Source organism: Hydrogenibacillus schlegelii (assembly GCF_001653195.1).
Classification (GTDB): domain Bacteria; phylum Bacillota; class Bacilli; order Thermicanales; family DSM-22653; genus Hydrogenibacillus; species Hydrogenibacillus schlegelii.
In genome coordinates this window covers 1-13,632 of the sequence record NZ_JXBB01000001.1, presented here as the reverse complement: position 1 = coordinate 13,632, position 13,632 = coordinate 1, and the positions used below count along the sequence as shown (strand labels likewise).

At 60.7% G+C, this 13,632-nt stretch carries 9 protein-coding genes and 1 pseudogene; 8 read left to right on the top strand and 2 right to left on the bottom strand.

Annotated elements, in window-relative coordinates; translation table 11 throughout:
- Window positions 1–16: 16 nt before the first annotated feature.
- Window positions 17–1,390: an RNA polymerase factor sigma-54 gene (gene rpoN, locus SA87_RS00045; RefSeq protein ID WP_066197279.1), complete on the bottom strand. Its 1,374-nt coding sequence runs from the start codon at window positions 1,388–1,390 to the stop codon at window positions 17–19.
- Between the two features lie 51 nt (window positions 1,391–1,441).
- Window positions 1,442–3,412 carry a sigma-54-dependent Fis family transcriptional regulator gene (locus SA87_RS00040; RefSeq protein WP_066197275.1) on the bottom strand — a complete coding sequence of 657 codons (1,971 nt, stop codon included), beginning with the start codon at window positions 3,410–3,412 and terminating at the stop codon, window positions 1,442–1,444.
- A 288-nt stretch (window positions 3,413–3,700) separates the two neighbouring features.
- On the opposite strand from SA87_RS00040, the gene SA87_RS00035 reads away from it, so the two are divergent.
- The 8 genes and pseudogenes from SA87_RS00035 to SA87_RS00005 form a co-directional block, all read left to right on the top strand.
- Window positions 3,701–5,836 carry a hydantoinase/oxoprolinase family protein gene (locus tag SA87_RS00035; protein ID WP_066197271.1) on the top strand — a complete coding sequence of 712 codons (2,136 nt, stop codon included), beginning with the start codon at window positions 3,701–3,703 and terminating at the stop codon, window positions 5,834–5,836.
- A gap of 31 nt (window positions 5,837–5,867) precedes the next feature.
- A complete protein-coding gene (locus SA87_RS00030) occupies window positions 5,868–8,183 on the top strand; it encodes a hydantoinase B/oxoprolinase family protein (protein WP_211264121.1) in 2,316 nt (771 codons plus the stop codon).
- Between the two features lie 96 nt (window positions 8,184–8,279).
- Window positions 8,280–8,795: an acetone carboxylase subunit gamma gene (locus SA87_RS00025; RefSeq protein ID WP_066197265.1), complete on the top strand. Its 516-nt coding sequence runs from the start codon at window positions 8,280–8,282 to the stop codon at window positions 8,793–8,795.
- 53 nt (window positions 8,796–8,848) lie between these two features.
- Window positions 8,849–10,825 carry an AMP-binding protein gene (locus tag SA87_RS00020; RefSeq protein WP_066197262.1) on the top strand — a complete coding sequence of 659 codons (1,977 nt, stop codon included), beginning with the start codon at window positions 8,849–8,851 and terminating at the stop codon, window positions 10,823–10,825.
- Window positions 10,826–10,914: 89 nt separating this feature from the next.
- Window positions 10,915–11,568, top strand: a complete 654-nt coding sequence (locus tag SA87_RS00015; protein WP_066197259.1) for an adenylate kinase — start codon at window positions 10,915–10,917, stop codon at window positions 11,566–11,568.
- Window positions 11,565–11,690, top strand: a complete 126-nt coding sequence (locus SA87_RS14190) for a hypothetical protein (protein ID WP_281180910.1) — start codon at window positions 11,565–11,567, stop codon at window positions 11,688–11,690. Before SA87_RS00015 ends, SA87_RS14190 begins: the two co-directional genes overlap by 4 nt.
- Window positions 11,687–12,886, top strand: a complete 1,200-nt coding sequence (locus SA87_RS00010; protein ID WP_066197254.1) for an acetyl-CoA C-acetyltransferase — start codon at window positions 11,687–11,689, stop codon at window positions 12,884–12,886. The genes SA87_RS14190 and SA87_RS00010 overlap by 4 nt, the downstream gene beginning before the upstream one ends.
- Window positions 12,887–13,075: 189 nt before the next feature.
- Window positions 13,076–13,617, top strand: a pseudogene (locus SA87_RS00005) (transposase); the annotation flags it as partial.
- Window positions 13,618–13,632: the final 15 nt, after the last annotated feature.

Sequence of the window (13,632 nt, the reverse complement as noted above, 5' to 3'; positions counted from 1 at the left end):
CTGGAAGCGCCGGAAGCTAAGGAGTCGTTGTAACGGAGCGTCCGTTTCCCGGGCTCCGGCGCTGATGGGACGAAGGGATGCCCGCCATCGCGCGATACTTGGCCACTGTCCGGCGGGAGACGGGGACCCCCTCTTGATGGAGCAGGGCGGCCAGCGCCTCGTCGGACAGTGGATTTGTTTTGTCTTCGGCATCGATATAGGCTTTGATCTTGCGGATGATGGCATCGGATGTCGTCGGCGTGGCTTCATCGCCGCTACCGCCGACCGGCGAAGGGAACAGGCGTTTGAATTCGATGACCCCCCACGGCGTTTCGATGTGCTTTTCGCGCACCGTGCGGGAGATCGTCGAGACGCTGAGCCCGACATCCTCGGCGATGACCTGCATCGTAAGCGGCTTCAGTCGCTCCGGTCCGTGGAGAAAGGCTTCCCGCTGCCGGCGGACGACCGCCTCCAGCACGCGCGCTAAAGTCGCCTTCCGCGCCTCAACCTGATCGATTAGCTTGCAGGCGTGGGCGATTTTTCGGGAGACATAATTGCGCGTGCGGGGATCGAGATCGAGTCGGCGTTCCATTCGGGCAAACGCGGGGTCGATCGAGAGGCGGGGCAACACGTCGTCGTAGAGGATCACCGTGAGCGTCCCCGCGTCGTTTTGGACGGCCGCTTCGGGGATGACGTACACGGGCGCTTCGACGGCGAATTCGCCGCCGGGCCGCGGGTTAAACGTTTTGAGGAGCGCCACGGCTTCGACGACCGCTTCGATCGGGACGCACAGCCGCCGGGCGATGGCCTCAAGCCGTCCCCTGGCGACGTCTTCCAGGTGTTCGTCGATGATGGCGGACAAAACTGGAAGAGGTTCCCCGAGCCGCCGGTGCTGAAGGTGGAGGCATTCGCGCAGGTTCCGGGCGCCGATGCCGGGAGGATCAAGCGACTGGACGATGACGAGGGCGGCTTCAAGACGCGCAAGCGGACGGGCAAAGCGTTCCGCAAGCGCTTCCAGCGGGACGCCAAGGAACCCCCGTTCATCCAGGGCATCGACGATGAGACAGGCATCGCGTAAAAGCCGGGAGTCAAGCGGGCGCATGCGGAGCTCGGCTTTCAGGCGATCGGAGAGCGAGGGTGCCGGCGCCCGGAGGGCGGAGAGCGGGTCATACGGATCGCTTTCGTTCGAGATCCGTCGATTTTTGCTCCGCGGACGGCCGGTCGCCCATCCGGACGTCTGCCAGAGGGGAGGATCGACGTGAAGCGCCGGATTTTCACGCGCGAGTTCGTCGATATACGATGTGAGCTCGGGGAGGCCGAGCATGAGGAGATCCAGCGATTGTTTCAGCTCGGCGGTGATCCGGAGTTCGGTTTTGAGGGACGGTTCGAGACGGACGGCCGGTTCGCTCATCTTTGGCCCCCCTTTCTCCGCCGTTTTCCTTGGGACTTTTGCTTTTTTGCGCTAATCTATATTAGAGTATTTTGAAAGGTTGAGTCCGTACTGTTTAATCTTGCGATATATGGTCGCCCGCGAGCGATTGAGCCGTCGGGCCACTTCGCTCACATTTCCGTTTGCTTTTTGCAACCAGTAATCGATCATTTTTTTCTCTTCGCGCTCCAGCGGGTCGAGCGGGAGCGAATCGGAATCCGGCGCCTTGTTAAGTAAGTAACTCGGTAAGTGGTTGAGTGAAATCACGCTTCCGGTGGAAAAGATGACGGCATGCTCTACAACATTTTGCAGTTCTCTGACATTGCCCGGCCAGGCGTAGCGTTCAAACAAGCGGACGACGTCGGGGTCAAAGGACGCGGCGGGTTTTCCGTATTGCTTGGCGAACTTATCCAAAAAGAATTCGGCAAGCAAGAGGATGTCCTGCGCGCGCTCGCGCAGCGGAGGCAGCGCGATCTCGACGACATTCAGACGGTAAAAAAGATCCAGCCGAAAGGCGCCTTGGGCGATGCGCTCGGCGAGATTATGATTGGTGGCGGCGATGATGCGCACATCGACCGGCCGGGCATTCGAGGAGCCGAGGCGCATGATCTTCTTTTCTTGCAGGACTCTCAGCAAATACACTTGAAGCTCAAGCGGCATGTCGCCGATTTCATCGAGGAACAGCGTGCCGCCATGGGCTTCTTCAAATTTTCCTTTTTTGCCTTTGGGATTCGCTCCCGTAAAGGCGCCGGGTTCATAGCCGAACAGCTCGCTGGCGATCAGCTCACGGGGGATGGCGGCGATGTTTACGGCGACGAACGGGTGCGGATGGCGGGTGCTGGCTTCATGGATCGCCTGGGCAAACCGTTCTTTTCCGGTTCCGCTCTCACCGGTGATCAGCACCGGAACATCGGTCGCGGCTACGATTTTGGCGCGTTGGATGGCATGTTGCATCGCCGGGGAGCTTCCGATGATCGTGTCCCAGGGGGTGTGGAAGACGGGGCGGATGGAGGGAGCAGAAACACGGCGCTGCCGGGAGCGCCGGCGCAAGAAAACGAGAAAACCGATGCGTTCGTTTTTCCGGATCAGGGCGACGGCCGTCGCCTCATAGCCCGTATCCGTCAGCTCAAACGTATATTCGAGCTCGGGGCAGGCGAGGAGGGTTTCGCGGATATCCGCCAATATGGAGCGCGATGAATGCCGTTTTTGAAGTTCTTGGAGCGTGGCTTGCGCTTCCGGGCTCTGGGTGAGCATCTGCAGGGCGCTGTCGAAGAGAAGGATCGGCTCGCCGGGCCAGCGCTTTCGAGCATTCATATATTCGTCATATAAATGTTTCCTCAAATTATCAGATATTCTGGTGTATTCTTTTTGAATTTGCACGGCGATCATTTTGGCGATGCCCAGGGTGTGCGGCTGGGCGTATTCATACGGCGCCGTCAAATCGACGATTCCGAGCACTTGACCGGTATGGGGATCGGTCACCGGTGCGGCGGAGCAGACCCAGTCGTGAGCGGCTTGAGCAAAATGTTCATATGAAAAGATTTGAATCGGTTTTTGCAGATAGAGAGAGGTGCCGATGGCGTTCGTTCCGACCGACGGCTCGCTCCAGTCCGCCCCGAGGACGAAGAGCATGGTTTCCGCCTTTTTGAGGATCGAAGGCTCCCCTTGAAGATAGATGATCCGGCCGCCGGCGTCGGTCAACGTCAGCAAGTGTTTGGTGACGTTGATTTGATCGAAAATATGTTCTAAAACGGGGATCGCCGTCAAAAAAAACTCCGATTGCCTTCTCCATTCGATGACGTCATCGATTTCGTGAAGGTACCGCGCCTTCTTTTGTTCGGGTTGGATCCCGAGCGATTGGCTGCGTTTCCACGATTCAAGGACGGATGCGCGCAACCCGGACTCGACGCGACGGTCGCTCACATACGCTTCCCACGCGCGCCATAGGGCGCGTTTTTTGTCCTGTATTTCTTGCGGAGAGAGAAGGGCCAGTTCTTCCCCCATGGTCCCACCTCCTTCGGGGTGCGGCGTGATGGGGAGGCGAACCGCTCTGGCCGTATTGTAGACCAATCGACATTCGAAAGCAAACGCACAATCGACCCAACCTTGTATCGATTGCGAAACAAGGCTGTCTCATTTTTAAACACCCCCTTCAGCGCCGGGCGCGGTCTTCGGGCGCTTCGACGAGGCATCCGGTTTTGGCACGCGGATTGCTAGCTGAATAAGCGAGCGAACGTCTCGGTTCGCCAGACGTAGGGTGAGGCCAAACGGGAGGGCCAAGGAGGTTGGAGGATGACGCGCCGCATTCAAGTGCTGGGCATCGACGCCGGCGGGACGATGACGGACACCTTTTTCGTGGACACAGACGGGAATTTCGTCGTCGGCAAGGCGCAAAGCACGCCGCACGACGAGTCGGTCGGCCTCATCAACTCCTCGGCCGACGCGCTGGCGCAGTGGAATCTCGCCGTCGAAGACGTCTTTCCGCAGCTGGTGACGGCCGTTTATTCCGGGACGTCCATGCTCAACCGCATCGTCCAGCGGAAAGGCTTACGCGTCGGGTTGATCGTCAACCGAGGGATGGAAGATTTTCACCGCATGGGGCGGTCGATTCAATCGTACCTGGGCTATTCATACGAAGATCGCCTGCACCTCAACACCCATCGCTACGACCCGCCTTTGGTGCCGAGGGAGCTGACCTTCGGGGTCACCGAACGGATCGACCTGTTCGGAAACATCGTTATTCCGCTGCGGGAAAACGAGGCGTACGAGGCGGCGCGAAAGCTTGTGGAGCGGAACGTGGAAGGAATCGTCATCAGCTTGCTCCATTCCTACAAGAATCCCGTCCATGAACGGCGGGTGCGCGACATCGTCCTCGAGGTGTTGCGGGAGGCCGGGCAGGAGATTCCGGTCTTTGCTTCTTCCGACTATTATCCTGTGCGCAAAGAATCGCACCGGACCAATACCACCATCCTCGAAGCGTATGCTGCCGAACCGTCGCGCCGGACGCTGGTCCAGATCAACGAGCGGTTCAAACAGCTCGGCGCCCGGTTTGACTTGCGGGTGATGGCCAGCCACGGCGGAACGATCAGCTGGAAAGCGAAAGAGCTGGCGCGGACGGTCGTATCCGGACCGATCGGCGGCGTAATCGGGGCGCGATCGCTCAGCGAACGGCTCGGCTACCGCAACATCGCGGCCACCGATATCGGCGGCACGAGTTTTGACATGGCGCTGATCGTGCAAGGACAGTTCACCATCCAGCACGATCCGGACATGGCCCGGCTGGTCCTGTCTTTGCCGCTCGTCCAGATGGACAGCGTCGGGTCCGGCGCCGGCAGCTACGTGCGCATCGATCCGTATACGCAGGCGATCAAGATCGGTCCGGACAGCGCGGGGTATCGCGTCGGCGTCTGCTGGCCGGAAAGCGGCGTCGAGACCGTCACCATCTCCGACTGTCACGTCGTGCTCGGCTACATCAATCCGGATCATTTCCTCGGCGGACAGATCAAGCTGGATCCGGAACGGGCCCGAAAGGCGATCGAGGAACAAATCGCCCGTCCGCTGGGGCTTACGGTGGAAGAGGCGGCCGCCGGGGTAATCGAGCTCCTGGATACGCGCCTTCGCGATCATTTGCGGGCGATGATCAGCGGGAAAGGGTATCATCCCTCCGAATTTGTCTGCTTTTCTTACGGCGGCGCCGGCCCGGTCCACACCTACGGGTATACCGAAGGGCTCGATTTCGAGGACGTCATCATCCCCGCCTGGGCGGCCGGTTTTTCCGCCTTCGGTTGCGCCGCGGCGGATTTTGAGTACCGCTACGACAAGAGCCTCGACATCAACGTCGCGCCGGACGCCGGGGCGGCCGAAAAGCTTGAAGCCGTAGCAGTGCTGCAGAGCGCCTGGAATGAACTGGCCGAAAAGGTGATCGAAGAGTTCCGCTTAAACGGTTATTCTCCCGAAAACGTCACGCTGTTTCCGGGGTACCGCATGATGTACCGCGGTCAGCTGAACGACCTCGAGATCAATTCTCCGCTCGCTCGGGTCGAAACGGCCGAGGACTGGGACCGGTTGACGGAAGCGTTTGAAGAGACGTATGCCCGCGTCTACGCCAAAGCCGCCCGCAGTCCCGAATTGGGCTTCACCATTACCGGCGCGATCATGCGCGGCATCGTGCCGAGCGTCAAACCGCGCATTCCCGAAGAACCGCTCGGCGGTGCCACACCGCCGAAAGAGGCGCACCGCGGCCAGAGACCATTTTACTTCCGCAAAAAGTGGGTCAATGCCGACATCTGGGAGATGGACGCTTTAAAGGCGGGCAATCAGATAGAGGGGCCGGCGATCATCGAAGCGCCGGCGACGACGCTGGTCGTGCCCCCGGGCTGGAGCACGACGCTGGACGCGCACCGCCTCTTCCATCTCAAGCACCGCTAAAAAATCGCGATCATGAAGGAGGATGGTCCGAATGGCAAAAACCCGACTGGGCGTAAACTTTAGCCCGCTGAAGCTCGAGGGGCAGACGCTCAAACGGCATCGCGACGAGGTGTTGCGGCTCACGCGGGAGACGGGGCATTATGCCGGTCTTAAGCATCTGGAACTCAAGGAGAGCGACCCGATTCTTTACAACAAAATGTTTTCGCGGCTTCGCGCCGGCGTCGTCCATGCCCGCGAGACGGCGAAGCGCATCGCCGCTTCGCCGATCGTCGAGCAGGAGGGTGAGCTCTGCTTTACGCTGTACAACCCCGCCGGCGATTCGCTGATGACCTCCACGGGCATCATCATCCACGTCGGGACGATGGGGGCGGCCATCAAATACATGATCGAAAACGGGTGGGAAGAAAACCCCGGGATCCGTCCGGGCGACATCTTTACCAACAACGACTGCATGCTGGGCAATGTTCACCCGTGCGATGTGCACACGATCGTCCCCATCTTCTGGGAAGATCAGCTGGTCGGCTGGGTCGGCGGCGTGACGCACGTGATCGATACCGGTGCCCTCGGGCCGGGATCGATGACTATGGGGCCGGTGCAGCGGTTTGGTGACGGCTACCAGATCACCTGCCGGAAAACCGGGGAAAACGACCGGCCGCTCCGCGACTGGCTCCATGAAAGCCAGCGGTCGATCCGCACGACGCGCTACTGGCTGCTCGATGAGCGCACCCGCATCGCCGGCTGTCACATGATCCGCGATCTGGTGCTCGATCTCATTCGGGAAGTCGGCATCGACAACTACATGCGGTTTGCCTACGAGATCGTGGAAGACGGGCGCCGCAGCCTGATCCGCAGGATCAAGTCGATGACGGTGCCGGGGAAGTATCGGGCGGTGGCGTTTGTCGACGTCGGATACAAACATCCGGATGTTCAGGTCCCGCCCTACGCGAAGGTCGACACGATCATGCATGCGCCGCATGAAATCACGATCCATCCGGACGGCACCTGGAAGCTCGATTTTGACGGTTCGAGCCGCTGGGGTTGGCATTCCTTTAACGCGCAACCGGTCTCGTTTACCAGCGGCATCTGGGTCATGATGACGCAGACCTTGATTCCGACGGAACTCGTCAATGACGGCGCTTATTATGCGACGCAATTCCGCTTGCCGAAGGGCACATGGCAAAATCCGGACGACCGGCGCACGGCCCACTCGTATGCCTGGCACTTCCTGGTCTCCGCCTGGAGCGCCATCTGGCGAAGCCTCAGCACGGCCTACTTCGCCCGCGGGTATCTCGAAGAGGTCAACGCCGGCAACGCCAACACGTCCAACTGGCTCCAAGGCGGCGGGTTCAACCAGTACGACGAGATTCACGCCGTCAACAGCTTTGAGGCGGCTTCCGAAGGGACGGGCGCCGGGGCGGTGAAAGACGGCCTGGATCACGCGGCGGCGATCTGGAACCCCGAAGGCGACATGGGCGACATGGAGATTTGGGAGCTGGCGGAGCCGCTGATTTACCTGGGGCGCAACGTCAAGGCCAACACCGGCGGCTACGGCAAGTATCGCGGCGGGTGCGGGTATGAGACGCTCCGCATGGTGTACAACGCCAAGGACTGGACCATGTTCTTCATGGGGAACGGGTATATGGTGAGCGACTGGGGGCTTATGGGCGGCTATCCGTCGGCCGCCGGCTATCGCTTCGAAGCCCACGGCACCGATCTGAAAGAACGGATCGAAAAGGGACTCCCGCTTCCGCTCGGGCCCGATGCCGATCCGGATCACCCCGAGTACGAGAAGCTCATGAAGGCCCGCACCATCAAGCGGGATAAGCAAACCATGACCACGGAGACGATCTTTGAGAACTACGATCTCTACCTGAACTACTTGCGCGGCGGTCCCGGTTTCGGCGATCCGATCGAGCGCGATCCTGCGAAGATCGAAGCGGACCTCAACGGCGGCTACTTGCTCCCCCGCTATGCGGAAAAGGTGTATGGAGCGGTCATCTATCAAGATGAGCAGGGCCGCTGGCATGTGGATCGGGAGGCCACCGAAAAGCGCCGGGCGGAGATCCGCAAAGAGCGCATCGCCCGCGGGAAGCCGACGCGCGAGTGGATGAAGGAGGAGCGGGAGCGCATCTTGCGCAAGGAAGCCTCGGTGCAGGTCCGTCACATGTTCGCGACGAGCTTCCAGCTGAGCCCTCGGTTTTTGGAGGAATTCAAGCGCTTCTGGGATCTCCCGGAGGATTGGAGCTTGACCGAGGAAGAACTGGAGGTTCCGACCTTCGGTGCGAAGCATCGCATGAGCGTGGAACAGCTGCCCGACGTAAAGCGTCTCGTGCTCGTCGAAGAGTAAGGCGCGACAGGGGGCGGCAAGTTCCGCCCTCCTCAAGCCTTCCGAACGTCCACTCAAATTAACGAGGAAGATGACACCCATGAGGAGGTTCATCCAATGGCCTACGATCGAAAAAAAATTGAAGAGCTGATCGACGGGACGATCGATTGGGAGACGCTGCATCGCATGCTCTCGGAGCCCAAAGATCCCGAGCGCTTCCGGTTGTACCTGGAGATCTTGCAGGAACGGGTGCCGTGGGAGGATCGCATCATCCTTCCTTACCAGTATCATCTGTACGTCGTGCAGAAGAAAGACACAAAAGAGTGGGTGATCAAGTGCGACTGCGGTCACGAATTCTGCGACTACCGGGACAATTGGAAGCTGCATGCGCTCATCTACGTGCGGGACACGGAGGAATCGTTGAACGAAATCTATCCTAAGCTGATGGCGCCGGACCCGAACTGGCAGGTGTTCCGGGAGTATTACTGCCCGGGTTGCGGCACGCTGCTGGAGGTGGAAGCGCCGACGCCCTGGTACCCGGTGATCCACAACTGGGAGCCGGATATCGAGACGTTCTACCGCGAATGGCTCGGCCAGCCGGTTCCGGAGCGCGCCGAACCGGTTCGCAAGTAAGCGAAGGCGGATGTGCAGAACCCTGAAGTGCAGAGCAATAAGGAGGCTTGTGCATGGCCGAGCCCGTCTGGCATCCGTCTTTGGCGTTCATCCGCGAGACCCGGCTTTACCGATGGATGAAGTCCTTGGGTTTTGAAGACTACGACACCTTCTACGCCGCGTCCGTTCGCGATGTGGCCTGGTTTTGGGGCGAGGCGGAAAAGGCGCTCGGCATCGCCTGGATGAAGCCGTACGAACGGGTGCTCGATTTACGCCGCGGGCCGATGTGGCCGGAGTGGTTCGTCGGCGGGAAGCTCAACGCCGCTTACGACGCCCTCGGCAAGTGGCTGAAGGACCCTCTCGTTCGCGACCGCCCGGCGCTCATCTGGGAAGGCGAAGAGGGGCAGACGAAGCGCGTTTCTTATGCCGAGCTGGCCGTGCGGGTGGATCGCGTCGCTCAAGGGCTGGTCCGCTTGGGTTTGCAGCCGGGGGATCGGGTGGCCCTGTACCTGCCGATGGTTCCGGAAGCGGTGGTGGCCCTGTTGGCGGCGGCGAAAATCGGCGCCGTCACCGTGCCGATGTTCTCCGGCTACGGCGCGGAAGCCGTCTGGACCCGGCTGGAGAGCGCCAGGCCGAAGATCCTCATCACCGCCGACGGCTTCTTTCGCCGCGGACGGCCGGTGGCGATGAAAGAAGAGGCCGACCGGGCGGTGGAGCGGGCGCCGTACGTGGAGCGGGTCATCGTCGTCCGGCGGGCGGGACGGGAAGGGCTCTTACAGCCCGGGCGCGACGTCGAATGGGAGGCGTTGGAGACGGGCACGCCTCCCTGCGCCCCGGCCGCGAACGAGACGTTCAGGCCGCTGGACAGCGCCCATCCCCTCCTCATCATCTACACCTCCGGCACGACGGGCCGACCGAAGGGGGCGCTTCACACCCACGGCGGATTTCCCCTCAAAAGCGCCTTCGACGCCGGCTTCGGCATGGACGTCAGGCCGGGCGACGTCATGCTGTGGGTCACCGACATGGGCTGGATGATGGGCCCTTTTCTCATCTTCGCCACGCTTGTCAACGCGGCGACGATGGTGCTCTATGACGGCACGCCGGATCACCCGGCCCCCGATCGCCTGTGGGATCTGGTGGCCCGCCACCGGGTGACGCACCTTGGGGTTTCTCCGACCCTCATTCGGGCGCTCATGCCGCACGGTGAAGCGTACCCCGGCCGCCACGATCTAAGCAGTCTGCGCGTCATCGGCTCGACGGGCGAACCGTGGAACCCGGAGCCTTGGAAGTGGCTGTTTGAGAAGGTCGGAAAAAGCCGGATCCCGATCTTCAATTACTCCGGCGGGACGGAAATCTCCGGAGGCATCCTCGGGAACGTCCTCATCAAGCCCATCGCGCCGATCACGTTCAACGCGGCCCTTCCGGGCATGGCGGCGGACGTCTATGACCCGGACGGAAAGCCCGTGCGGGGAACGGTCGGGGAACTCGTCTTAAAGGCGCCGTGGGTCGGGCAGACGCGAGGGTTCTGGGGGGAGCCGGAGCGCTACGAGGAGACGTACTGGAAGCGCTGGCCCGGCATATGGGTCCACGGTGACTGGGTGATTCTGGACGAAGACGGCTTTTGGACGATCACGGGCCGTTCCGACGACACGCTGAACGTCGCCGGAAAGCGTCTTGGTCCGGCTGAGATTGAGTCCATCCTTACCGCTCATCCTGCGATAAAAGAATCTGCGGTGATCGGCGTTCCCGACGATGTTAAAGGCGAAGTGCCGGTGGCCTTTGTCGTCTTAAAACCCGGGCGGGAATGGACACCAGATTTGAGAGCGGAGATTCTCCATTGGGTGGCGGAACGGCTCGGGAAAGCGCTTCGGCCGAAAGCGGTTTATTGCGTTGACGATCTTCCGAAAACCAGGAATGCAAAAATATTACGCAGGGCCATTCGTGCCGCATATCTTGGTCAAGATCCGGGGGATCTATCATCGCTTGAGAATCCGGAGGCGGTCGATGCCATCCGGAAGTTGGCGGCAGGCGACAACTCGGATTTGATTTGAAATGTTCATAAGGAGCGGCGAGGCCGCTCCCTTTAGATTTTCCATTGGCGGTGAGATGGCGCGGCGCTGGGCGGCAAAGGAGGGAGAGCATGAACCTGATCTTGATGGGCCTTCCGGGTGCCGGCAAAGGCACGCAGGCGGAGCGGATCCGGGACGCGTACCGCATCCCCCACATCTCGACCGGCGACATGTTTCGGGCGGCCGTCGCGAAGGGGACGCCCCTCGGGCTGGAGGCCAAACGCTCCATGGACGCCGGCGCCCTCGTCCCCGACGAGGTGACGATCGGCATCGTCCGGGAGCGGCTTTCCGAGCCGGACGCGGCGAAAGGGTTCCTCCTCGACGGCTTTCCCCGGACGATCCCTCAGGCGGAAGCGCTCGAGCGGCTCCTCGCCGATGCCGGCCGGGCGATCGACCGCGTCCTCTACCTCGCCGTCCCGGAAGACGTCCTCATCCGGCGTCTCGCCGGTCGCCGGATCTGCCGCCGGTGCGGGGCGACGTATCACCTCGAGTTCAATCCGCCGAAGGTCCCCGACGTCTGCGACCGGTGCGGCGGGGAACTCTACCAGCGGGACGACGATCGGCCGGAGACGGTTGCCGAACGCCTGCGGGTGAACGTGGCGGCGATGGCGCCGCTGATCGACTTCTACCGTGCCCGGGGCGTTCTCGCCGAGATCGACGGCCTCGGCGCCATCGACGACGTCTTCCGCCGCATCCGGGCGGACCTTGAGAATTGGCCAGCGTGATCGTTTTGAAGTCGCCGGTGGAGCTCGTGAAGATACGGACCGCCGACCGACTCGTCGCTGAAGTGCTCCAGGCGCTTGAACAGAAAATTGAACTGCACTTTTTTGAAGGTGATCTAGGATGACAAAAAGGATGGCCGTCATTGTCAGTGCTGTACGTACGCCCGTCGGAAAATACGGCGGGCGGTTGAAAACCGTATCGGCGGTCGAGCTCGGTGCGACGGCGATTCGGGGCGCGCTGGAACGGGTGGGCCTTCCGCCGGAAGAAGTCGATGAAGTCATCATGGGGAATGTGTTGCAGGCCGGGCAAGGGCAAAATCCCGCCCGACAGGCGGCGGTGCGCGCCGGTCTGTCTTACGACGTCCCGGCGTATACGGTCAATATGGTCTGCGGTTCCGGACTGAAAGCGGTGCAATTAGCGGCCAAAGCGATCGAAACCGGGGAAGCCGAGGTCGTCGTCGCTGGCGGTATGGAAAACATGAGCCGCGCGCCGTATCTTTTGCCGGAGGCGCGGGGCGGTTTTCGTATGGGGCATCAAACGGTCCTTGACAGTATGATCCTGGACGGGCTATGGGATGCTTTCTATGACGTGCATATGGGCATTACGGCGGAAAACATCGCCGAGCGTTATGCGATTACGCGTGAGGAGCAAGATCGATTTGCGCTGTCGAGCCAAACAAAGGCGGCGCGAGCCATGGAGCGCGGTCTCTTTAAGGAAGAGATTGTCCCGGTGGCCGCTCGAAATGAACGTGGAGAAACGGTGTGGGTAGAAAACGACGAACATCCGCGCCCGGATACAACGTTGGAAAAACTCCGCAGCCTTCCTCCGGCTTTTAAGCCGGACGGTACGGTGACGGCCGGCAATGCGTCGGGTTTAAATGATGGCGCGGCCGCGTTGGTGATCATGAGCGATGCCAAAGCAGAGGCGCTCGGCTTAAAGCCGTTGGCCATGCTCTTAACCCATGCCGGTGCCGGCGTCGATCCGTGGTTCATGGGTCTTGGTCCGATTCCGGCAGCGCGTAAAGCGTTAAAGAAAGCGGGATTATCGAAGGATCGTCTTGACCTCGTTGAAGTGAATGAAGCCTTTGCCGCTCAAACGTTGGCCGTGCAGCGGGAACTTGAAATTCCCGACGCGGTGTTAAACGTAAACGGAGGCGCGATCGCGCTGGGACATCCCTTAGGGGCGAGCGGAGCGCGAATTCTGGTCACGCTCATACATGAAATGCGTCGGAGAAACGTGCAATATGGCATGGCGACGCTCTGCATCGGCGGCGGTCAAGGGATTGCCAGCATCGTGTCACGAATCAGATCGAGCGATTGACGAAGCCCGTCATTCATCCGGAGTTCAGTTTTAGACGAGGGAATGTGCTGCAAGCATTAGCGGGGTCCAGGGCGGATTCCGCGTTATAGTCCATTGTAGTGGTGTAAAATTCGTCGTCCTCATTGACGACGAAGCCACCGTTCGTGTCTACTCAGTGTGACCAACACCAAAAGTAGGAGGCACGTAACGATGGCTTCACTCAATAGCTTCGCAGTTCTCGAGTGGATTCGCAAGATGCAAGACGTGGATCAGATCGATTTTTTACGGGAATTGATGCGATTCGTGACGCAGTTCCTCATCGATGCAGAAGCAGCAGAAAAAATCGGCGCCGAGCGTTACGAGCGGACAGAGAGACGCGTCACGCAACGAAATGGGTATCGTTCAAGAGCATGGGACACACGCCTCGGGACGATCGATTTGAAGATCCCGAAGCTCCGTCAGGGCAGCTTCTTCCCTTCGATTCTGGAGCCGAGACGTCGAGCGGAACAAGCGCTGGTCTCTGTCATCCAGGAAGCGTATGTGAAAGGCGTGAGCACTCGCAAGGTCGATGACCGGGTGCGAGCATTGGGGTTGGATGGCATCAGCAAAAGCGAGGTGTCTCTCCTCTGCCGGCGCATCGGTATCCATACGTGTGGTTGGATGCCACGTTCCCGAAGGTGCGGGAGGGCGGCCGCGTGCAGAGCATGGCGCTGGTCATCGCCATTGGGGTGACGGACACTGGAGAGCGCGAGGTGCTCGGATTCGAT